The sequence below is a fragment of the Spiroplasma sp. NBRC 100390 genome (assembly GCF_001886495.1).
Lineage (GTDB): Bacteria > Bacillota_I > Bacilli_A > Mycoplasmatales > Mycoplasmataceae > Spiroplasma.
Genome location: NZ_CP018022.1, coordinates 1064794 through 1088186 on the forward strand (window position 1 = coordinate 1064794; position 23393 = coordinate 1088186).

Below are 23393 nucleotides of genomic sequence, written 5' to 3' on the forward strand. Positions count from 1 at the left end.
AATAAAAAGTTTGATAAAAATAATGCAAAGATAGTCTTTGCATTATTTTGCTTAATCTAATCAAATAATGTATTAACAAAATTAATAATCCCTTCTGAATCATTGTTAATATATAATTCAGATGGTAACACAACAACTTTACTATTTTTTAAAATAGCTCTAATTTTTGTTGTTAAATATTCAACTTGCGGGGCTAATAAAATAATATCATAATCATCATTTTCTAATTCTTCTGGCGTTATTGCAAAAAACTGCATATCATAATTATTTTTTGCAATAACATCATTAATCTTATCTAAAATTCGATTAGTACTAATCCCCGCTGAACAAATTAAACTAATCTTCTTCATATAGAGCCTCCATTTTTTACTATTCATAATTATATTAAATTATACTGATTATAAATTAAAAATGCAATAATTTAAAAAATGACTTTGGTAATAATACCAAAGTCATTTATATTTATTATTTATCCCTGTTTAACTTAAAAGAAATCTATAGCAACTTTCTCAAAAATTATGACCCTAAAATTTTTGAGTTAATATCCGGAATAAAAATCATATGTAAGTCTTCATTGGTTGTTTTAAATAAAATTGTCTTATCATTAATTGATTTTACAGTAAAACCAATACCATCAATGTTAATTCGCACATCAAATGCTGTTGCTAAATCATCAACACCATTGGCTAATTTTCATTCACCATTTGGTTGATCTTGATATTCAATATGCCATTTACCACTAGTTAATTTAACCTTACTATTAGCAATTGCTGTTTCACTGTGACCATTTATTTTTAACATCGTTGGAATTAATTGTTGAATTTCTTTGCTCAGCGGAATTGAAAAATTAAAATCTCATTTAACAATATGAGCTGTTAATTTTAAATCTGAATTTAAATCATAATTAAATAATTGATTAATAAAAGATTTAACATGTTTTACCGGAAGAATATCAATAATTCCTTCTGTTCCTGATGTTACTTGGTATCAACGTGGCGGAATTTGCTCATATTTAATATTAATAGTTGTTGTAACAAAAAGTACTTTTACCGCAATCACAACTGAAATTGGTGTTCTAACAGCCGATCACTCATTACTTTTGTTTTTTCAACCATCAAATAAATTATGTAAAATACGTTCTAAATTAGTACCAAATTTAATTTTGCCACCATTATTACTATCAATATCTTTATTAACATCTAGAAAACCATCATCATTAATATTTCGTGGTGTATCAAATAAATATTGAATTAATAGTAACAATAAATTTTGTGATTTTTGTTGTTGGCGTTGTTCAACTACAAAATTACGAAAATGAATGATATCTGATGCTAAACTATTTAGAATATCAAGATATTTTGCTTTAATCGTAATTGTTGCTGTTGTTCCAATAATAATATTTTGTTCTATTGTTTTATCAATTGCTCCATCTTTTAGGAAATCACCAACACCTGGTAAATTAGTTAATAAATTAATAAAATTTTGTCATTTTTTTCAATTTAAATCACTATTATCAAATTTTGTTGGAATAACAGTTGGTAAATTATCAAATAAACCAACCTGAGTAACTATGCCTAAAATAGTTTCAATTGGTAAACTACTTCCCGAAATTGGAAGGTCCATTTTTGAAAAAATAATTGTTAAACTTTGATTTAATTTTTGAATTGTTTCGTTAGTTAATTTCAAATCATTAGTAGTAACCGCAACAGCAAAATTATTATCTTCTGTTTTCGGATTAACTAATTCTTCTCCCTTAAAATCAGCAGTTAACTCCAGTTGCCCACAATGCATTACTGATTCATCAACAACTTCAATTTTACTAAAATTAGTTTGTTTTAATGTTAAATCATCACCAAATTCAGTAAAATTATTTTTTAAAATATTAAAAGCATCATCAGCATTAACTGTTTGAAAATCATTACTATCAATAATCATCGGCGTTAATTCAGAAAAACGATTTAATTTATTAATAATTTTAGTTTTTGCCGCTTGGACAGGATCTTTAACAGTAGTTGGATCATCTACTTGATCATGCTTAGTATTTGAATCATTGTCTGGCTTTACCCCAGAAGGTTGATTCTGACATGCTGTACCACTTAAAGCCGCTGAACTAGTTAAAACAAAGCTCCCTAAAATAGTTAAAAGTTTTTTCATTTCTTTATTTCCTTTACACTCTCTACTATCAATAAAAACTTTTATTTAATTAAAAATAACTACCCGAGAACATTCTAATTTAATAACTCCCGTTGATAACCATTAACAATGATTTTTAATTCTTTTTCACTACGTTTATTAACTAACATATACATTTGTAACCATTTAATAATATTATCTAATTCGATTAATAAAACAAAGTTAAAGTTTTGTTTAATGTTATGTTTTTTGAAAATTAATAAAATCTTACGAATCATAATTGAACTATCAACTGAAAAAGCAATTGAGAATAATACAAAAACACTCTGTGAAAACAAAACAACAGATAGATTATTTTCAAACAAATCACTATGAATTGCTTTCATTGCATTAATGTAAGTTAAAATCTTATTAATTAAGATTATTTTTAAATATTTTGTTCACAGTTGTCTGAAAAAATATAATGTTACAATAACTGAAACAAAACCTAAAAACCCAAAAATAACAACACTATCACCTGTTCTAACTTTAACTTTGTCAATTGCATACACTACAATTAGGATAAATTCAAAAACAATAGAAACAATACATATTATGGAATCAGTATAATAATTTGGAAAATGATGCTTGCCTATTAAAACTCATCAACTAATAGTAAAGGTCATTAAATGTAGTAAATTATGAATAATTAGTAATCGTGACATATTTAATAAAAAATAAAAACTAATTTGAATTATAACTAAAAAAATAATTGCCAAGGTTTTTTTAACTTTTATTTTTAAAACAGAAAGATTAGTAATATATGAAGCAAGATAAAGAACCGCAAAAAAAACTAATATTTTAGCAATAAAAATTAATAATGCTAAATCAATATATTTAAACCCAAAAAATGTAAAAATTAATTTGTCCATCTGTTCTCATACCTTTGCTTTTTTAAAATTATTTCCGGTACTTTGAACTATTATATATATTTATTTACAAAAATGCAAAAATTTTTTTTAAAAAATAAATGTTATAATTAAAACGAAGTTGATAATTTAAAGAAAAAATTATTAACATTAAAAAGATTCAGGAGGTAAAAAAGATAAATGTTACCAGAAAAAATTGATATTTTTATTGATGAACATATTGATAAACCTTTATCAGAATACATTAAAGAAAATCCACGGTTTATTTTAGAATTTGTTAATAGTTTAACTTGAGAAGAAAAATTTGAATTAATTTCTGATTATGTTGCAACAAACGAAGAAATTGAAAAAGCAATTAATACCTTGAATAAATATATATCACTATTTATTGAAGATGAGATTAAGGAACGTGTGATTCAAAATATTTCTGAAGAAGAATATCTACGTCATAAAGCAATTGTTGAAATATATGAAAAAGCTAAAAATGAATTAGAATTGAGTAAAAAGAAAACTCCTAATTAATAAATAAAAAATAATACTAAATGTATTATTTTTTATTTATTAATTCAAGATAATCGCAACCCATTTCTTTTAAATTTTGTTCCAAATAACTAAAGTTATCAGTTAATGATAATAACTTATTAAAATAATCAACCTTTTTTTGTTTATAATTAGATCCTAATTGTTCTTTAATAAAGATTTTATCATCTTTTGAACTGTTATAATCAGAAAAATGCAATTTTAAATAATATTCAAATGTTTTACCTAAAGGTAGTTCAATTAAAAATATATTTTTTTCAGTAATATCTAAAATATCAGCAATACTATTAACAATTTTATCTTTATATTTTTTAACATTATTAATCGCTTCATTATCATTATCTAAAATGATAAAGACCTTAAGACTTAGATTGTTGGGTGTCACTGAAAGTAATAAAGTTTCCAATTTTCTTTTATAATTACCATCACTCTTAATTTTTAAACTTTTAAATGTCAGATGAGTTATAGCAAAAATTTCAGCTTTGATTTTTTCACTACTGTTAACACCTTTAAAATATGTTCTCTCTGTATTAGCTTCCTTTCCTTCAAAACAAATAATGATATATTTTTACAATGATAACATTAAATAATTTCCTCACAAAAATGTTCAAAATCATCATTAGAAGGATGTGAACCAATAACTTCATCAAAATAATTTTTAGAAAATTTAAAATCATTTCGAATTGGTTTATCATTTCAACGTAATTCGTTAAAAGAAGTAACATCATTATATTGGTTAATTACATAAATAGCATCTTTTCTAACTTCTTCAAAGATATAAGGATTATGTGCAGTAAAAACCAAAATAATATTTTTAAAGAAGTTTGCTTTAAAAAGCCTAATAAAAAATCGTGTTAAATTTGGATGTCATGAATTATCTAACTCATCAATAAAAATATAACTATAAGTTTCTAATTTTTCTGTAATTCTTAACAACATTAATATTTTTGACATAAATTTTAATGTTCCTTCAGACAAAAGAGAAAAAGGGATTTTAGCATCATCTTTTAATTCAACATATTGAATTGATACTTGTTTTATAGTTTTATTAAAATTATACGGATCCGGAATTTTTTTAACTTGAAAAAACACTTTTTTAACATTAGAATCAATTGTTGAAATAATTATATTAATTTTTTTCTGTAAAAGTTGTTGTGTTTTATCATTTGTAGTGCTATGCAATAATAATTCATTTAAACTTTCATCAATTAAATATTGCTTTTCTAAAATAACATCAAAACTAAAAAACGATTTAGACATTTTTAATAACATTTCACCAAATGTATTAGTTTCATCAGTTAATAAACTTATAAATTGATTATTTTCACTTTTTTCAATTTGTGAATTTGCTAATAAATAAAAACGTAAGAAATTTAATTTATTTAAATCACCATTAGTTTGCTGTCAAATTATTTTTTTATCTTTCAAAATTGTTTCTTCAAAAAAATTTGGATTTTGAAATACTATTTCATGCATATAATCTCCATAATCAGTTGTAAAAATAACAGTAATTTTAATGCACTTACTATTAGCATTAAAATCCGCTTGATCAAATGTTTTTTGTTGTCTACTATATTTCATACCAAAAGGAGTAATCATTTCCTTATTAAAAATTAAACCTAATTCGTTAAACTGTTGATATTTTAAAAATAATTCTAAAATTGTTGATTTTCCCGAAGCATTGGCACCAATAACTCCAATAACCGAATTAAAATCTTCTGTCTTATTATTTTTAAATTCTACTTCTTTAACCGAATATTGATAATTATATAAGTTTTTATTAGTATTAAACTTTATTTCTACTTCTTTATCAAATTTTCGAAAGCCACTAAATTTTATTGTTTTAATTAAAAAATTTCTCATAATAATATGCTCCCTTATATTTCTATATATTTAATTATATATTAAAAATGAGAAAAAATCTCATTATAATGCATAATTATTTGGTTTTTATTTTGAGTAAATAAAAACCAATTTCAATTAAATTAAGAAAAATAATTTAAAAATTAAAAAATAAAAGACATAATTTCAGATTTTTAAGTTAAAATAATACTAAGTGTATTTTACACAGATATAAATGGTCAGACATACCAGAAAGGTTCTAAACATGAAAAAAACTGAGAAAAGAAAATTAAAATTATGACATAAAATTATAATTTGAGGAACGTTAAATGCTTATGCTTTAGCATTGTTAATTGCTGTTTTAGCATTACCACAAACACCTTGACATTGTCGTTTATTTGCATTTATTAATATCTTTGTTGTATTATTAATCCAAGTGATTTATTATACTCGTCTTTATGTTAAAAATAAAAATAAAGCTGCCAAGAACAAAACCGTTGAATTAAAATAATTTTATATCTTAAAAAGACACACTTATAAAAGTGTGTCTTTTTATTTTAAATACATAATTATTCACAAGAAATTAAATGGTATTTTCGTTTTCCACGACGAACAATTAAATATTTATTAAATAAAAATTTATCTTTTGTAACAACCCATGCTTCATCATTAACAACATTCCCGTTTATTGTGATTGCCCCTTGTTCTAAGAACTCACGCCCTTCTCGTTTTGATGTCACAATTTCAGCTTGAACTAATAAATCAAGAATTGGCAAATCAAAAGTTGTTAATGAAAAAGATGATAAACTACCTTGCAATTGATCCAATTGCTGTTTCGATAATTGGTGCAAATTACCATTAAATAATGCTTCACTTACAATTTGTGCTGTTGCTAATCCATCAGTTTGATGCACAAATAATGTTACTGCTTCAGCTAATTTTCTTTGTGCAATACGCTTTGCTGGTTCCTTTTGATGTTCTTTTTCAATTGCAATAATTTCTGCTTCCGTCAACATTGTTAAATAACGTAATAATTTTCCAGTTTCTTGATCATCTTGATTAAAGAAAAATTGATAAAATTCATATGGTGATGTTTTTTTTGGATCTAATCAAACCGCTCCTGATTCTGTTTTTCCAAATTTTGACCCATCAGCTTTAGTTAATAAATTCATTGTTAAACCACATGCTAAATTATCTTCGCCGATTTGTTTATGAATATAGTCTGTCCCTGAAGTAATATTTCCCCATTGGTCACTTCCCCCCGTTTGAACAGCACAATCATAATTTACATATAATTGATAAAAATCATACGCTTGCAATAAAGTATAAGCAAACTCGGTATATGATAACCCAACCTCAATTCTTGTTGCAATATTTTCTTTTGCTAACAAGTAACTAATATTAAAGTCTTTCCCCACATTTCGTAAAAAATCAATTAAAGTCATTTTTTGTAACCAATCAGCATTATTAACCATTCGTACATTTTTTCCAATTAATTGTTGCATTTGGGTACTTATTGCTTGAACATTATGCATAATCGTCTGGTCATCTAATAATATCCGTTCTGCTTTTTTACCACTTGGATCACCAATCATTCCGGTTCCACCACCAATAATAGCAATTGGCTGAAAACCAAACATTTCAAAACGTTTTAACAACATAATTTGAATTAAATGACCAACATGTAATGAATCACCTGTTGGATCAAACCCACAATAAACTCCCTTTTTTAAAGCTTGGGCTTTTAATAATTTTGTTTCATTAGTTACTTGCTTTAATAGACCTCGTCATTTTAATTCTTCTATAATATCTTTTACCATCATTTATTCCCTCTACTATTTAAAAAACTCTAAAATGTTAGAGTTATTCTTTATCGACTTTTGCGATTTTTTTAAGTTGATTAGGTTTTTCCTCTTCAATAATTTTTTCTGAAATTGACGCTGATGTTTTTTTCAAATCTTCCGTTACCTTAATTCCGGCATCAATTGCAGAAACTGTTATTTTAGCTAAATCTTTCGCAACTGCCCGAACATTTGGTGATTTTGCCGCAGCTTTAATTAATTTTACAGCCCCAACATCAATTTTTTTTAATGCTTTATAGGCCATTTCTTTCGTTGAAGCAGAATCTAAAATTTCTACAGCACCCTTAACATCTTTAATTCGTAATTCAATATCCGCTGCTACTTCATCTGATTCGATTCCTTGTGATTTTTCTCACACAATTTCAATTTTATTAACCATTTTTTTCAATTGTGGATTATATTTTTTAACTAAATTAATAAAATCTTGCCGTAATTCTGATCCTTTTTTAGGAGCAATAAGCATCCCCGTTACCATAATTGCTAATGTTTTAACAAACTTAAAAGCCATAATTATTCCTTCTCATCAGAATTAGCAAAATCTTTTAATTTATCAACAATTCGATAAGCAATATCTTTATTACGAGCAATAACTTTTACTCATGCCTTAACATTCCGTTTAGCAAAGGCTTCAAATACATCAATATAATTTGAAACTTTAACAACTGTGTCAACAGTAGAGTTTAACATTTCTGATTTATAAGTTAAGTCTTCAACAAAATAATCAAATTTCTTAGCAGCAATTGCAACTTTCCGAGCGGCAATAATTCCATAACAACAAAATACAATCGCTAAACATAATAAAACAATAATTAAAATTGTTTGTGAAATTAATAAATCGTCACTAGTTGCTAAGATATATATCATTTCTTCCACCCTTTTTTCTAATCAAATTAAATATTACTTTTACATTATAACTTATTTTATTTAATATCAAAATAAAAATCCTTATTTATTCTCATCTTTATCAAGATTTTTACTTTCATTAATTTGAGCCTTAACTCGTTCTTTTCGTTTTTCCTCAGCTTCTCGCGCAGTACGTTCTTCCAATTCTAACATACGTGATAAATATGGATTACGTTTAGTATAATAATCATTAACATGTTTTGTTTCTGAATTTGAATCATCTTTTCGTAAATCATGCAAATTTTGATGATATTGTGCGATTGGTTTTGAACGACGTAAGAATTGATTATTTAAATTACTCTCTTGTAAATTAAGTAGGGTCTTAAATCGAACTGCTCCTGCTTTAGTTGAGTTGTGTTGAATCAAGCGACGGCGTTGTTCTAATGGCATATTTTCGGAAAAATTATCATCAATATGATAAGCTTCTGCAACCGCTTGACGAATTTGTTCATTAATTAGTTTTTGTTCTTCTAATCCTTCGAACAATGCCGTTTGTTCATACTCATCAACTTGATAACGTGGTTTGGGATTACTAATTTTTTGTTTAATTTGTTCTAACTCCAATGTTAATTCAGCTGTTCGTTCCCCAAAAACATTTTCCCCATTTTTACGTGGTTTAAATAAAAATGATACGGTTTGGGCTGCTTGTTCTGATAATTTATTGCGATTTTTTAAAGTTGACTTAATTGTGCCACCATCTGTCAATGGATTATATTTTTTAAAATATTGTTCAATATTAACTTTTTCAGCATCTGAAACTTTTTCTTTAACAATATGAATTTTTGCTAACTCAGCTTTTTTCTCAACAATTTTTTGTTCAATAATTTCATTAATTGAATTAGAAGCAGCACTTTCTAATTCATCATGCAAATTATGTTCATAACTACTCATCGTACTTTTAAAATCATTAGCCCCATCAAGTTTTTTCCCATACAATGGTGAAATAACTTCTCCCAATGAATTTAAAGAAGGTTTTTCCTCAGCTGGAGGTTCAATATTAGTTGCTTCTGATACTTCTTCTTGTTGTCGTTTTTGTTCACGCTTTAGATGAGGATAAGCATCATCATGATTATAATAAGATTCGATTTTTTGGTTTTTATTTTCACTCATCATGAAAACCCCCTTTATTTACCTATATTATAAAACATTTCTTACTTTTTAACTAGTCGATTTGAAATAATGTTATGCCGACCAAATTTGGCTTGATCAACACCATTTAATTGCACAGCATCACCAGTAAAACCAATATTAATTTTTGCCAAAGATTGACCAACCCCATAAATATCTACTGGCACTCCTTCCTTCTCAAATTCAATAATTTTTTGAACATTAAATCCTGAAGAAACAATGATTTTAACATAATCATAACCTTGTTGATCTAATTGTTGGCGTAAGGCACAAACTAAATGTTTATTTACCCCGTTAATTTCACCAAGTGGGTATTGTTTTTCTTTCCCAAGAAAATATTTGTCAACTAAAGCTTGCGATGTATCAACACGAACCGCATATAAATTTGGGAATTCAACTGCCACTTTTAAAGTATCAGTAATAACATCATTATTATAATCAACTAAGGCCACTAATTTATCAGTTGGATAAAATCGTTGATAAGCATGTAGTGCCACAATTAAATCTCCATTAAATGCTTGAATTAAAGCGTGCGGGACAGTTCCCATTGGTTCATAATTCCCTGTCAATTTTGTTACCTGAGCTGTTGTCACAAAATTGGTAATTCCCCCAACTTTAGCAGCATAACCATCATTTTCTTGATTATAATAATAATCACTACGATCGTTCATATAAATAACTGGTTTATTATTTGCTACCTGTAAAATTCGATGACAGTTAGTCGCAATACTAGTTTGTCGTGCTAAAATACCATCAATGATTCCTTCTAAATGACCAAATTGATAATAATGCCCCGTAACTTTTAACACCGGCTCACTTGGTTGAATTACATCACCATCAGTCAAAGCTGTAATTTCAAGTGTCTCTGGGTTAAAAGCTTCCGTTTTTAATAATTCAACACACTCATTAACCCCCGCCAAAATAACATTTTCTTCCCGCTGAAAAAATTGCATTGTTATAATATCATTTGGTTTCTCATTTTTTAAAATATTAGCTGTTTTTAAAAAATAAACGGCACTATAATATCCTGTTTTAATTTTACTCATTATAATATTCCTTTCAAAAACTATTTCCAAGATGATATTGTTTTGGTGATAATAACATAATTTTTTTACCAACACTAGAAGATGATAATCCTAATTCTCGTTCTGAACATAACATTCCATTTGACATAACACCTCGTAATTCACTAGGAACAATTTGTAATGTTGAGGGCATAATTGCACCAACTCGTGCGACAACAACTAACTGACCAACCTCACAGTTATCTGCTCCACAAATAATTTGAAGAATTTCAGAACCAATCGTAACTTGACAAATATTTAATTTATCAGAATTAGGGTGTTGCTTACGTTCTAAAATTTGACCAACAATAAATTGGGGTTTATTATTAATATTATGAAATAGATACCCTTGTTTTTTAAACATTGTTGCTAACTCTGTTAATAATAATTGATTATCACTATTAATACCTGGTCTTAATTTTGTTGTTAAATGCTGACTAGCATTTAACAAATTAAAACTATGACATTGAATATTTTTATTATGAAAGAAAACCCATTCTTTCTTAATCGTATGTTCTCCTTGCGTAACGATTGGTTCATACCCAACTAAAACATCAAAATCCGGCTGATAGAATAAACCAATTAATGCTGTCTCCATTTTTACCTCTTCTCACTTCAATTAAAATTCTTAATCTTTGTCTCATTTAAATCTTCAATAATAGTTGTTACCAACTTAATTGTTTCATTAAAATCATCTAAATCAATAATACCACTAATTGTATGTAAATTACGAGCAATTAAACAAGCCTGAATTGTCGGAATTCCACAATCCACTAAATGAACACGTCCAGCATCAGTACCGCCTGGGGAAATATAAAATTGATACTTAATTTGATGTTGCTGCATTAAATCAAGTTGATATTTGATCAAATCATGCCGAGTAACATAACCATTATCCATTCCTCGTAACATTACACCTTGCCCCAACTGACCAAAGGTATTTGTTGATTCATAATCTTGCCCCGGTGAAACATCTGTTACAATTGCAAAATCTGGTTTAATTAATGTTGTCGCAGTTGCTGCGCCACGAGTTCCAACTTCTTCTTGAGCACTAAAACCAACATATAAATCAAAATCTAATCCCTTATTTTTAATTTGTTCTAATACTTCTAATCCTAAAATCATACCCATTCGATTATCAATTGCCTTTGATAACAATCGTTTGTCATTTAAAAAAACAGTTGGTCCTTCACAAATAACAAAATTGCCTTCCCGAACACCAGCAGCATATACTTCTGCTTTTGAAGTAAATCCAAAATCAACTAGCATATTACTAATTGGCGTTGGTTTTAAGCGTGCTTCTGGTGATAACAAATGGGGAGCAATTGCCGAAATTGCTCCGGTTATAAAAGTTCCATCATCTTTTAATAATTTTACCCGCTTAGCTAATAATGTTTGTTCTCAAATTCCTCCTAATGGATTAATTCTAATTAATCCTTTTTCATTAATTTGACTAACCATAAAACCAACTTCATCACCATGCGCCATTAGCATTACCCTTTTAGCATTTTTAATTCCTTTTTGATTACGAATAACCGCAAAACAACTTCCTAAATTATCTTGAATTATTTCTGTTGTATACTTTTGATAATATTGTTTCATTAATGTAACAACTTGCTCTTCACACCCTGATGGCCCAAATGCTTGCAAAATATTTTCATACATTATTTTCTTTTCGTTAGTAATTTTCATTTTTATCTTCCTTTCGTTCTTGAAATTATTATATCAAAGTTTATAATTATTATATTGTTAAGAGTTTAACAATATAATAACTAAAATTCAATGATAATTAAATTTATAGAAAATAAATGGAGGGCAATTATGCGTAAGGTTGCATTAATAATAGATTCATCGTCAGGAATCAAGAAGGACGAATTAAAAAAATATGAAGACACCTATTTACTACCATTATTATTAAATTTCCCAGATGGGAGTGAAGTTGAAGATGATGAAGATATTATTTCATTTAATGAATTTTATGATATCTTAGAACACCAAGTAATTAAAACAAGCCAAATTCCAATGGGAAAAATGTTAAATACTTGAAATGAATTATTGAAAAAGTACGATAATATTGTTTTTGTAGGACTGTCAAAAGGTTTATCGGGCCAGCATGAAAATATCTCAATGTTGGCACAAGGTGAAGAATATAAAGGAAAGGTCTTTGTTATTGATACTGATGGCGTTAGTGAACTATTAGTTTTTATGATTGATTTAATTTACAGTTGAATTCAAGAAGGTGTTGAATTAACAGAATTTCAACCAAGAATTGATGTAATTAAAACAAAATTTAGTGCATTTATTATTCCAAAGAGTTTAGAAACACTAAAACGAGGTGGCCGAATTACTGCTGCCGCAGCAGCACTAGCATCATTATTAAAAATAACACCAATTTTAAGATATGATGGGCGAATTGATAAATTTGACAAAACAAGAACATTTAAAAAAGCTGTTGAAACAGCTCTTGGTCAAATTAAAAAAGAACGCGAAAATTGAAAAAATATTATTTTACTACATTCTAAAACAGATAACGAAACTTTAAACGAAGTTTATCAAATAATTGAGAATGCTGGTGCTATAATTACTTCAACATACATTCTAGCAAACGTTATTGCTGCTCACACCGGCCCTAATACCGTGGTCCTAGTATGTTGAGATAAATAAAGGAGAATAACTTTATGAATAAAAAAATTGCAATTCTAACTGACTCATCAGCCGGTTTTACAACAGCAGAAATTAAAGAATTAGGAATCCACGTTATTCCTTTACATATTATTTTAAATAACGAAACCGATATTTTAGATACTGAAGAAGAAATAAAAAAATATCACTTCTATGATATTGTTAAAACAGGAAGTACTAAAACAAGCCAAGCTTCAACGGGAGAATTAATGGCAAAATATGATGAAATTTTGAAAACATATGACGAAATTATTCATTATCCTATTGCCGAAAAACTATCAAGTCAATATGCAACTGCTTATACTTTAAGCCAAGAAAAACAATATCGCGGAAAAGTCCACGTTATTCGTAACCACACGGCCGCTTTTGCTTTAAAAACATTAGTTATTTATGCCAATGAATTAGCACAACAAAATCTCACTGTTCAAGAAATTATTGCAAAAACAAATGCCTTAGAACAAAAAACATATATGGCAATGATCCCCGGTAGTTTAGAACGCTTATCAAAAGGGGGACGCGTTGGAAAAGTGTTATTATCATTGATTAATCTATTTAAAATTAAAATTTTAATTCAATGAGGTGAATATCCCAAAAAAATTGCTTCATCACGAACATTAAATAATTTAATTGAAGCACTAGTTGAAACATGAGATAAATTTAAAAAAACAGTCAAAGAAAAATTTCAGTTATTTGTTTTAAAAACAAATCAATGTACTGATAAAATTTGAGATAATGTTACTCAAAAATTAGACGAATTAAAAATAAATTATCATACCGAACAATTAGCTAATATTTTTGTTGCTCATGCTGGCTTAGATACAATTGCCTTTGTTGCAATTCCAGAAAATAAATAAAAGGAAAAACCATTTCTAAATTAGAAATGGTTTTTTTGTTTTCTTTTTATGGCGGAAGTAAAGAGATTCGAACTCTTGCATGGATCACTCCACCTAACGGTTTTCGAGACCGCCCCCTTCAACCAGACTTGGGTATACTTCCATTTTATTATCCTGGCAGGGGTGATAGGACTTGAACCCACAACGTACGGTTTTGGAGACCGCTGTTCTACCATTAAACTACACCCCTAAATTCTTTTAAATCATAACACAAATATTATATAAAAGAATAATAGTTCTAAAATAAAAAAAGTATCTTCATACTTTCATCTTATAAAACATCATGGCAGGGGTAGCAGGACTTGAACCCACAACACTCGGATTTGAAGTCCGATGTTCTACCACTTGAACTATACCCCTAAAATAAAAAGTTAAGTATCAGAATTGACACTTAACTATTTTAACAAAATAATTTGAAATAGCAAATAATTTTATTTATTTTCTAAATTTTAGTTTATGGCACAATACCAAATTTTTTTAAAGAAAACCACGATTTAATATAAAAATAAATTACTATAACAAAAAAACAATTACCTTCTTAAATAAAAAATTAAAAAAGCTAAACTTTAAAACACTTTTAAGTGTGTTTAAAATGTCTAGCTCAAATTTTAATTTCTTAAAAACTTGCCTTTAATTTGACAATTTACAAGCTTTCTAATCACTACCTTTAGGCGATACTTCAAAGTCAACTATTTCATCAGAATTTTGATTTGATGCAAAAGAATAATATAAACCAGCATCAAAACTTTTACCAAATGTAAACATGACTGCTCATTTTTCTTCTATTTCTTTATCCCAAACTAATATATTTGGTTCATATCTTCTTGAATGACCAATTGGATTTGATAATAAAGGATGTGTTATTAAATTAAATAATTCAAGATCTTCTAAATCTTTTGCTTCATCTGAGTTTTTAAAACCATCAATGATAATTTTAACAACACTTTTTAAACCATTCTTTTGATTTTTTATTACCATTTGTTTAAAATCTTGCTTAGAAACAGTTAAAAGATTAAAAATATTAGAAACAATAACTCTTGTGTGTTCTCCTAAATCATCTGAGTATTTAAGAAATTGAACAACTATTTTTCCTCAATTAGTTAATTTTTTATCAATTGCTTTACCAGATAAATTTAATGCAATTGTTAAATCTTCATCATTTTTATCTTTAACATTACCAGATAAACCAAGACCAAAAACATTTAAATAATTTAAATTAATTTTGAAAGTACCTAGATTTAAGTTATCATCTTTATCAATATTAAAAACATCACCAATTTTGGTTTTATAAAAATTAACAAAATTTTCTACAGTTGCACCTGATAATCTTTTTCACGGATCGTTTTTACTAGTATTGGGGTCAACTCAATTTGCTAGTGATAAATCTCTTGCTTTTTTGGTTTTAGATAATCCATTAAAACCTTTGTTATCAGCGGTTAATTGACCATCTTGTTCTTTTTTAATTAAATCAGTATCATTATAAGTTATACTAATATTTTTAAATTCAGTTTTACTAGCAATATATTCCTTAAATGAATTTTTTAAAACACCATTTAATTCAGTGGTATCTTTTGAAAAATCTCAAATCATTTGATCATATAATGGTTTAAAAATTTTATTTTCTGAAAGATCAACAGTTTCTAATTCTAAGAAATAATCCTTAATATTTTCAATTAGAAAAACTACTGCTTTATCAGAAAAAGCTCGTAAAGTGTCCACATTTTCGGTAACATTATAAATATTTGTTATTTCAAAACTAGCATACATTTGTTTAAATTTTAATTGAATGGTTGCTTTGTAATCAACCCGAACAGCTGAAAATGGTTCTGGATTAACATCGCTAGGAAATTTATTGCGTAAATTTTCTACATCAATAAAACTAACTTTCACAATGTTTTTTTGATCATCTAAAGTTAATGGCAACTCATTAGTAAAATAATTTGAATATTCGTTTTGTAAGTCACGATTAACATCGTCAAAAATTTTTGTAAAATTATTAATAAAATAAGTGGCTAATTTATTATCATCCGAATTATTTAATTTTAATTGATAAGGCTCAATATCACCTTTATTTACTTTGGAATAGATTTTTGATAAATTATTTTTCATACTATCTACATATGGAATATTTTTAATTTTTTGATTAATTTTCTCAATAGCTTTTGCTTGAATTTCATTAAAAACCTCAATGTCTTTTGCTGTAATACTTTCGTTGCCAATAATTTTTTTGTTATGACAGGCAACAACATTTGGTGCAACGGTTCCAACTAATGTTATTGTTCCTAAAATACTTAATAGTTTTTTCATTGTTTTTTCCTCTTTTACTTTAGTTATATTTATTCAAAATTTAAAAACTAAAATGTTGGAGGAATATGTGTTTTACGAAACAAACATAAACATTTTGTATGCAAAAAATTAATTAGAAGAATAATTTTACAATAAAACCTAATTTTACAAACAATTAACATAAATTTTTCCCCCTTATTCTATTTGCTTTTTGTGTTAATAAAAAGAGTATAAGATTTAATCATTATATCAAATTATTGACCTTATTTTTAGTAGTTAATTTAGATTTTCTAAATGAATTGTTTTACTCAAAATTGATTACTGTTATCATTGGAAAAATATAGGACCATAAAAAATAACTAGTATATAACTAGCTATCTTATTGCTTATATTTATCATATTTCATTTATTTTACTTTAACTATTATTTTTAATAATATATGTTTTTCTATAGTTGTACCAATCAAACTAATTAGTTTTCTACAATTACTAGAAAAATTATTACCATTTTTTAAAACACCTTTTACTTTTTTAAAAAATTATAATTGTTCTTGAACAATTGGATTGTGCTCAGTTATTGGTTCAGCAATATTATTTCAAATTGGTTTTGTTAATGGTTTTAAAACACCAATAATATTTTTTGTTTCTACAGTTAGTTGTATTCCCCATTCATTAAAAAATTGTGTTAAATTATAACCACTTACTCGCGAAGAAATTCTAATAAACTCTTGGGTTTTTTTGTCATCATTATCAAAACGCTTACTTGAATTAGGTTCTTGATTAATTCTACGATATGTTTGATTTAATAACGGGTAAAAATTATTACCAAATGCCATATGCAATTGTCAAAACATTCCTAATTTAGTTCAAAGACCAAGATCACCACCAAGTTTATTAAAATCTTTTTTCTCATTTGGTTGTGCTAAATATTCCTTAATTGCTTGTTGTTTTTCATTTTCTTTATAAATTCTTAATTGAATCCCTAATTTTTGTTGAATATATAATGAATTAATATTATTAACAACTTCAGTAATAGAATATTGTGGAATAGCATAACTGTGCCCTGTTTCGTGTCACAATGATCATTGATCAGAAATTTTATCTAAAAATAAATTTTGTCCCGCAGAAGTACTATTTTGAAAAATCATACGAGCAGCAGTAGTACTTGCATAACCGCCACCAGCATCAGGATTAACAATATGAATATACTGTGTATATTTTTTATTGATATCGGTATAATTTTCATTTAAACCAAGAAGTTCGTTGCTTCAATTTCAAACATTATCTCAATGATTTAATGTTATATTAAAAGAATGTTGTAAACGTGGTATAACCACGTTTTTAATCATATCTGTTTGCATTGTCGCAAAATAATTTTTTGCAACAAATTCAACAAATGGTGATTTTGTTGTCTTAACTTGTTCAATAAATTCAGTTTGATCTGTTTTATTTACTTTAAAAGTTGGTATTTTAATAATACCATTATGTTTTTCTGCTATTACGCTAGTTACTCTTAAATTAGTCTGATTATTATCAGCAAGATAAAGCACCCCATTAATTTTTAAAGAAAAAGTAACAATATTGGTTTTTGTTGAAATCAAAACCTCCATGAAAACATCTTCTCTGTTTTCGTTTATATTTTTATATTTTCCCCATTGCCCAATGGATAATTTAATCTTCCCCAATTCATTGTCCATTAAACTACGATTTAATGTAACTGTATAACTATTGTGACCTTCTAAATAGTATCCTGTTGGCTTAAATTCAGAATATGTTAAAGAACCACGGTCTTCACGATTTGCCATTTCCTCAGAAGTTATTAAAGGACCATGGTTATCTTTTTCATCATCATCACCTTTATCCCCTTTGTTACCATCATTGCCCTTGTCACCTTTTTCACCTTTGTCACCCTTTTCACCTTTGTCACCCTTTTCACCTTTATCTCCCCTGTCACCTTTGTCACCTTTTGCACCCTTTTTTTCGTTTGTTCAACCTTCATATAAATTTCTAATTCGCTCATTATTGTTGTAAACATAAATTATAAAAAATAATACTAAAAAAGTTAAAGCAAGAAAAATAAAAACATTTCAAACTATAAAAAATATTTTTTTCATTAGATTTTATCTCTCCTTATGCTTTAATTTTAAAAAATTAAATATACGAAGGTGGGCGTTTTTTATTAAGAAAAGAAAGACATTTTGTGTGTAAAAAATTAATTAAAAGAATAACTTCATAATAAAATCTAATATTATAAATAATTAACATAAATCTTTCATCCCTATTCTATTTGTTTTTTCGGGTTAATAAAAAACCATAACATTTAATTATTATATCAAATTATTGTTTTTATTTTTAGTAATTAACTTTACAAAAAAATGTAAAAATAAAAAAATTACCTTCCCTTTAAAAAGTTTATGGTAATTTTCATTTTATTCATTTTCATCAAAATGAAGATGTTCATTTTTTTTGTTATGGCATTGATCACAAATTCCATGTCCTTCAATTTTAAAATGAACTGGTTTTCAATTAGTATTTGTCATCACTTCTTTTAAGTTATCTAACTTAATTTCTTGTAAAATTTTTGAATCTTTAATATGAACAACATTTTTACAAATGTCACAAACCATATGAAATGATGGGTTTTCAGCTAAATCATATCAAATTTGCTTACCATCAAAAGAATTGGTAAAAACAACATGTTCACTAATCAATAAGTCGATTGTATTGTAAACTGACATTAAATTAACATTTTTAAATTCTTGTTCTAACAACTCAACAATTTCTGATAAAGTTAAATGTTGTTTTTCTGTTAAAATTTTAATAATTGCCAATCTAATTTCAGTAATTCGATAATTTTTGTTTTTTAATAACTGTACAATACTTTCATATGATAATGCCATTTTTGCCAGCTCCTTTATTTTTTAACTTCTTCAATAATTTTAACTAAATCTGCCACCGTTTTAATATCCATTAATTTATCATCTGATATTTTTATCCCAAATTTTTTTTCGGCTTCAATCACTAAATCCATCAAATCTAATGAATCTAACCCTAATGCTTTAAATTCTGTATTCAAATCAACTTGTTTTGAAACTCCACGTTCTTTTAAAACTTTTCTAATTTCAGTCAACACATCCATTTGAAATCCCTCGCCTTCTTTTTTCATTAGTATTATTATATCAAGTTTAACAATAAAATAATAGACTCTCTGTTAACCTCTTCTAAAGGGTTATTTTTCAAACCTGATATAATTGTTCCTTATCGTGATAATGATAAATTAAGATTAGTTTAGAATAACCAAGTTGTTCATTACTATAATAAAAGCTAAGATAACTAGTAGACGACCGAAACAAGACCATCTGACGAATCCATCATTTTAAAAAATAATAATGCAAACGTTCATTATTAAAATAATATTCGCCATAAACATAATTAATTTTTAATCGTAACCGTTTTTGTTCTAATAAAACCTTGTTAGAATTTGGTTCTAATATTGTTTCTCCTTCTTTATTAAAAACTTGTAATTTGGGTTCAGGTTTATTACTACTGATTAAAATATTTTTATAAATAAAAACAAAAATAACACTTAAAAAAACAACAATTGGTAACAAAAAACCAAGAATAATAATGACTCTTCTAATAAGAACTTTTTTTATTGTTCTCATTTTTTTCTGGTAATAAAAAATCGAATTCGAATTGAGTAAATAATTCTTGGTTAAATTCTTTATTATAATAATTTGTTAATTTTTGTGAATAAATATAATATGTCGTTGTCAAATTATTGAATCAATTAATTTCCGGAATAAAATTAGTATTAACGTTTGGTCTAGAAATAATTGGTCTAAAGATAAGATGCTGGGTAAAATTAATATTAAATCCTTCTAACCTTGTAATAAAAGTTACTTTTGTCTGTTGCAAAAAAGGGTGCACTAAAAAATTTTTAGTGGAAAAATTATCATTTGTTGTAACTTCAATTTGGTTTTTGGTTTGATTATAAATCATATTATCAAGAAAAAAATGTTCATACAGTTTTTGCTGCGAATTATATTTTAAATAACCATTTAGTGTTTTAAAATTATATTTTGTTTCTTTACTAATTATTGTTGTTATCGTTGGAATTAAGAGATAACGATTATTAAAAAATGTTCATAACTTTGTTATTTTTGTATAAAAATCAATTGGAAAATTTGATACATGATCAGAATAAAGAATACTAAAACTTCGTACAGAAAATAAAGACGCTATTTGTTCACCACGTGGCAAAGCTGCAATAAATTCAAAATAATGCTCAAAAACATTTTGTAAGGTTTGAAACTGTTTCTTTTTTTCATCATAATTTTTATACTGAATAACACCTGTTATTTTTGTTGTTTGATTATAACTTTGCTTCTTATTGTTAAAATTCAAATAAACTTCTTGATAAGAATTTTTTGTAATTAAAACATCATTTCTTATATTGGGAACACTAATAACAAGACTAATTTTATTAATTTTATTTTCATCAAGACATTGCCCAGGAACAACAACTTTTCCTCAATTTGAATATTTAATTTCAGTTTCAGAAATTTGCAAAACTGTTTGACTATATCCCGTTTGTAATTTAGTTGTTATCTTACAATTTTTTTATTATTAAAATTTCAATATATTTCTAACATTGAAAAACTATAATTAAATTGAAAAAAATGTTTTTGTAAAATATTGGTAATATTTTTTGCCTGTTTGTGATCAATTTGATAATCTATTGTTGTTCGTCCACTCTTGGTGAATCAGGGTTTAATATTGCCAATATTTGGACGAATATAAAAAGCATATGCTTGATTGTTATCGCTATTATCAAAACTAAACAATGGGATAGTAAAATCTAACGCTAAATTAATTTCATTGTTAGGAGCAAACTGAAATGAATTAAGTACTGCCAATGGTTGATTAAGAAAATTTTCACCAAACAAATTAAAAACCTCCTTAATTAGTATTTACCAAAAATTAAAGAGGTTTCCTTGAAATTAATAAGCACGCGCAAAGTAAACTAAATTAGTTGCTGGTTGACCACAATGAAAACAAACTGTTTTTTGTGATTCTATATCAAAAGGAATACAACGAGAAGTTGTTTGTGTTTCTGCTTTAATAACATCTTCACATTCAACCCGACCACAGAATGGTACTAAAAATAAACCGTTTCCCTTTGCTAATGCTTTTAAATAATCATCATAAGTTGTAATTTTTTGCGTACGTTGTTGGCGATTATCTAATGCTCTTTGATATAAGTTTGTTGCAACTTCAGATAGCAGCTTTGCAACAGTTTCTTTCACTGCTGCTAATGGTATAGAAAATTTTTCAAAAGTATCACGACGAGCAATTGTAACTTGATTTTGTTCTAAATCACGAGGTCCCACTTCAATTCGTAATGGAACCCCTTTAATTTCAGCATTTGCAACTCGAAAACCAAAACTTTTATCTGATTGGTCAATTTCACAACGATATTCTTGTAATTCAGTTTGTAACTTCTGAACAGCTTGTAACTGTTGATGTTCATTGCTAATTGGCAAAATCATAATTTGTGTTGGCGCAATGGCCGGTGGTAAAACAAGACCATTATCATCACTATGAGTCATAATGATACCCCCTATTAAACGAGTTGAAACTCCTCAAGATGTTGAGTAAGCATTTTCTAATTCATTTTGCTGATTTGCAAATTTAATGTCAAAAGCTTTTGAAAAATTTTGGCCAAAATAATGACTAGTCCCACATTGTAGAGCTTGGCCATCATGCATTAACGATTCAATAGTATATGTTTCTTCTGCTCCAGCAAATTTTTCCCGTTCTGTTTTTTGCCCTTTAATAACTGGTAATAATAATTTTTTTTGGACAAATTCAGCATAAATATCTAAAATCTTTAAAGTAAAATCACGCGCTTCTTGTTTTGTTGCATGAATTGTATGTCCTTCTTGTCATAAAAATTCACTAGTACGTAAAAAAGGACGCGTTGTTTTTTCTCACCGTAAAACATTTACTCATTGGTTATATAATAAGGGTAAATCACGATAACCTTGAATTTCTTTACTAAAAAAAGTTCCAAATAAAACTTCTGATGTCGGTCTAATATAAAGTTCTTCATCCAAAATTTTATCCCCAACCTTTGTAACAGTTGCAATTTCGGGTGAAAAACCTTCAATATGATCTTTTTCTTTATTAAAAAGAGTTTTTGGAATCAACAAAGGAAAATAAACATTTTTAACTCCAACTTTTTTAAATTCTACATCTAAAAATCTTTGAATATTTTCCCAAATCGCATAACCATAAGGTTTAAAAATCATTGTTCCTTTAACAACACCATAACTAATTAAATCAGCATTTAAAACAATATCAGTATATCATTGAGCAAAATCAACTTCTCGTGGTGTAATTTTATCTAACTTTTTCTTCATAATTTACTTCTTTCTATTTTCTGTTAAAAGATCAGAAATATTTCCTTTTTCACCCTGAAAAACTTTAATGCTTAAACGATTACTTTTAACATAAGTTTGAATTCGATTTAAATACTGATTATTTTTCATTAAAATCCAACGAATAGCTTCAGGTTTAACATCTTCAAAAATTTTTATTCGGCGGGTAACATCATCATATTCCCAATCCTTCTTTGTTAAAAGAAATAACTTTTTAATATCAATTGCGATAACAGCAATTTGCGATGGATCAACTTTTTGCTCTGCCACTCAACTTCAAAAATAATGCCGTGTTGAATTGTCTAATTCAAATTCCAAATGATCAGGCTTTTCTAAATAAGTTCAAACAACATATTCACTTTCTTTTGCCAAATGAATGTTTTGTACTGGTTGTAATCCAAATTCTAATTGACGTAAAACATTACTAGTATCAGTATAAAATAATAACGATTTAATCCGTTGGTGATTTAATTCTTTAATAATTTTATGTGTTTTACGACGTTTAAAACTAAAACCAGTTTTAATCTTGCCTTCGTCTTCATCATCTTCAAATAAGCTTGTTTCCAAATTATCGGTTACTAATAATTCTTCTTGTAATAAATTTCGTTTTTTTGTTTTTTTAGTTTCCGCCGCGGTTTCTTGCTCATCTTTCTTTTTTAACTTATCAAATAACATCATTAACCCTCCTTAAATATAATTATACAAAAAAA

Annotated in this window: 25 protein-coding genes and 3 tRNA genes; 4 read left to right on the top strand and 24 right to left on the bottom strand. The window is 26.8% G+C overall.

Features of this window, described 5'->3' with window-relative positions; translation table 4 throughout:
* Positions 1-56: 56 nt before the first annotated feature.
* From S100390_RS04770 to S100390_RS04780, 3 genes are all read right to left on the bottom strand, one after another.
* Positions 57-350 carry a PTS sugar transporter subunit IIB gene (locus S100390_RS04770; RefSeq protein ID WP_070407132.1) on the bottom strand — a complete coding sequence of 98 codons (294 nt, stop codon included), beginning with the start codon at positions 348-350 and terminating at the stop codon, positions 57-59.
* A 166-nt stretch (positions 351-516) separates the two neighbouring features.
* Entirely contained in the window at positions 517-2154 is a 1638-nt protein-coding gene (locus S100390_RS04775) for a lipoprotein (protein WP_070407133.1), read from the bottom strand.
* A 74-nt stretch (positions 2155-2228) separates the two neighbouring features.
* The gene (locus tag S100390_RS04780) at positions 2229-3044 is read right to left on the bottom strand and encodes a hypothetical protein (RefSeq protein ID WP_070407134.1); all 816 of its coding nucleotides are present in this window, start codon (positions 3042-3044) and stop codon (positions 2229-2231) included.
* Between the two features lie 177 nt (positions 3045-3221).
* On the opposite strand from S100390_RS04780, the gene S100390_RS04785 reads away from it, so the two are divergent.
* On the top strand, positions 3222-3563 hold the full coding sequence (locus tag S100390_RS04785; protein WP_070407135.1) for a hypothetical protein: 342 nt from the start codon (positions 3222-3224) through the stop codon (positions 3561-3563).
* Between the two features lie 25 nt (positions 3564-3588).
* Here the strand turns inward: S100390_RS04785 and S100390_RS04790 are convergent, their stop codons facing one another.
* Both S100390_RS04790 and S100390_RS04795 read right to left on the bottom strand, forming a co-directional pair.
* Complete coding sequence (locus S100390_RS04790) at positions 3589-3987, bottom strand: hypothetical protein (protein ID WP_070407136.1); 399 nt, start codon at positions 3985-3987, stop codon at positions 3589-3591.
* A 176-nt stretch (positions 3988-4163) separates the two neighbouring features.
* Positions 4164-5444: an ATP-binding protein gene (locus S100390_RS04795; protein WP_070407137.1), complete on the bottom strand. Its 1281-nt coding sequence runs from the start codon at positions 5442-5444 to the stop codon at positions 4164-4166.
* A 244-nt stretch (positions 5445-5688) separates the two neighbouring features.
* Between S100390_RS04795 and S100390_RS04800 the strand changes: the two genes are divergently transcribed.
* Positions 5689-5934, top strand: a complete 246-nt coding sequence (locus S100390_RS04800) for a hypothetical protein (RefSeq protein WP_070407138.1) — start codon at positions 5689-5691, stop codon at positions 5932-5934.
* Between the two features lie 58 nt (positions 5935-5992).
* Here S100390_RS04800 and tyrS read toward each other — a convergent pair whose 3' ends face one another.
* From tyrS to S100390_RS04835, 7 genes are all read right to left on the bottom strand, one after another.
* Positions 5993-7243, bottom strand: a complete 1251-nt coding sequence (gene tyrS, locus S100390_RS04805; RefSeq protein WP_070407139.1) for a tyrosine--tRNA ligase — start codon at positions 7241-7243, stop codon at positions 5993-5995.
* Between the two features lie 43 nt (positions 7244-7286).
* Positions 7287-7793 (bottom strand): hypothetical protein, encoded by a 507-nt coding sequence (locus S100390_RS04810; RefSeq protein ID WP_070407140.1) that lies wholly within the window; start codon positions 7791-7793, stop codon positions 7287-7289.
* A gap of 2 nt (positions 7794-7795) precedes the next feature.
* Positions 7796-8149, bottom strand: coding sequence for a hypothetical protein (locus tag S100390_RS04815; RefSeq protein ID WP_070407141.1), 354 nt, complete (start codon positions 8147-8149; stop codon positions 7796-7798).
* Positions 8150-8230: 81 nt separating this feature from the next.
* Positions 8231-9298, bottom strand: coding sequence for a hypothetical protein (locus S100390_RS04820; protein ID WP_070407142.1), 1068 nt, complete (start codon positions 9296-9298; stop codon positions 8231-8233).
* A gap of 41 nt (positions 9299-9339) precedes the next feature.
* The gene (locus S100390_RS04825) at positions 9340-10362 is read right to left on the bottom strand and encodes a nicotinate phosphoribosyltransferase (RefSeq protein WP_070407143.1); all 1023 of its coding nucleotides are present in this window, start codon (positions 10360-10362) and stop codon (positions 9340-9342) included.
* Positions 10355-10978 (bottom strand): YtpR family tRNA-binding protein, encoded by a 624-nt coding sequence (gene ytpR / locus S100390_RS04830; protein WP_070407144.1) that lies wholly within the window; start codon positions 10976-10978, stop codon positions 10355-10357. Before ytpR ends, S100390_RS04825 begins: the two co-directional genes overlap by 8 nt.
* A 2-nt stretch (positions 10979-10980) precedes the next feature.
* Positions 10981-12072, bottom strand: coding sequence for a M42 family metallopeptidase (locus S100390_RS04835; RefSeq protein WP_070407145.1), 1092 nt, complete (start codon positions 12070-12072; stop codon positions 10981-10983).
* A gap of 129 nt (positions 12073-12201) precedes the next feature.
* Between S100390_RS04835 and S100390_RS04840 the strand changes: the two genes are divergently transcribed.
* Both S100390_RS04840 and S100390_RS04845 read left to right on the top strand, forming a co-directional pair.
* On the top strand, positions 12202-13044 hold the full coding sequence (locus S100390_RS04840) for a DegV family protein (RefSeq protein ID WP_070407146.1): 843 nt from the start codon (positions 12202-12204) through the stop codon (positions 13042-13044).
* 14 nt (positions 13045-13058) lie between these two features.
* Positions 13059-13916: a DegV family protein gene (locus S100390_RS04845; protein WP_070407147.1), complete on the top strand. Its 858-nt coding sequence runs from the start codon at positions 13059-13061 to the stop codon at positions 13914-13916.
* Positions 13917-13965: 49 nt separating this feature from the next.
* Here the strand turns inward: S100390_RS04845 and S100390_RS04850 are convergent.
* The 12 genes from S100390_RS04850 to S100390_RS04900 all read right to left on the bottom strand — a co-directional run bounded on the left by S100390_RS04850 (position 13966) and on the right by S100390_RS04900 (position 23358).
* Positions 13966-14058: transfer RNA gene (locus S100390_RS04850), tRNA-Ser, on the bottom strand.
* Between the two features lie 12 nt (positions 14059-14070).
* Positions 14071-14145: transfer RNA gene (locus S100390_RS04855), tRNA-Trp, on the bottom strand.
* Positions 14146-14239: 94 nt separating this feature from the next.
* A tRNA-Trp gene (locus S100390_RS04860) sits at positions 14240-14315 on the bottom strand.
* 294 nt (positions 14316-14609) lie between these two features.
* Positions 14610-16262, bottom strand: coding sequence for a lipoprotein (locus S100390_RS04865; RefSeq protein ID WP_070407148.1), 1653 nt, complete (start codon positions 16260-16262; stop codon positions 14610-14612).
* A 517-nt stretch (positions 16263-16779) separates the two neighbouring features.
* Positions 16780-18354: a M60 family metallopeptidase gene (locus S100390_RS04870; protein WP_070407149.1), complete on the bottom strand. Its 1575-nt coding sequence runs from the start codon at positions 18352-18354 to the stop codon at positions 16780-16782.
* Between the two features lie 315 nt (positions 18355-18669).
* Positions 18670-19140: a Fur family transcriptional regulator gene (locus S100390_RS04875; RefSeq protein ID WP_070407150.1), complete on the bottom strand. Its 471-nt coding sequence runs from the start codon at positions 19138-19140 to the stop codon at positions 18670-18672.
* A 14-nt stretch (positions 19141-19154) separates the two neighbouring features.
* A complete protein-coding gene (locus tag S100390_RS04880) occupies positions 19155-19406 on the bottom strand; it encodes an acyl carrier protein (protein WP_231918043.1) in 252 nt (83 codons plus the stop codon).
* Positions 19407-19461: 55 nt separating this feature from the next.
* Entirely contained in the window at positions 19462-19905 is a 444-nt protein-coding gene (locus S100390_RS04885) for a hypothetical protein (protein ID WP_231918044.1), read from the bottom strand.
* Positions 19877-20812, bottom strand: coding sequence for a hypothetical protein (locus S100390_RS04890; RefSeq protein WP_231918045.1), 936 nt, complete (start codon positions 20810-20812; stop codon positions 19877-19879). The genes S100390_RS04885 and S100390_RS04890 overlap by 29 nt, the downstream gene beginning before the upstream one ends.
* A 35-nt stretch (positions 20813-20847) precedes the next feature.
* Positions 20848-21189: a hypothetical protein gene (locus S100390_RS05620; RefSeq protein ID WP_231918046.1), complete on the bottom strand. Its 342-nt coding sequence runs from the start codon at positions 21187-21189 to the stop codon at positions 20848-20850.
* Between the two features lie 54 nt (positions 21190-21243).
* Positions 21244-22665: a proline--tRNA ligase gene (gene proS / locus S100390_RS04895; protein WP_070407152.1), complete on the bottom strand. Its 1422-nt coding sequence runs from the start codon at positions 22663-22665 to the stop codon at positions 21244-21246.
* Between the two features lie 3 nt (positions 22666-22668).
* A complete protein-coding gene (locus S100390_RS04900) occupies positions 22669-23358 on the bottom strand; it encodes an acetyltransferase (protein ID WP_070407153.1) in 690 nt (229 codons plus the stop codon).
* Between the last annotated feature and the right edge of the window lie 35 nt (positions 23359-23393).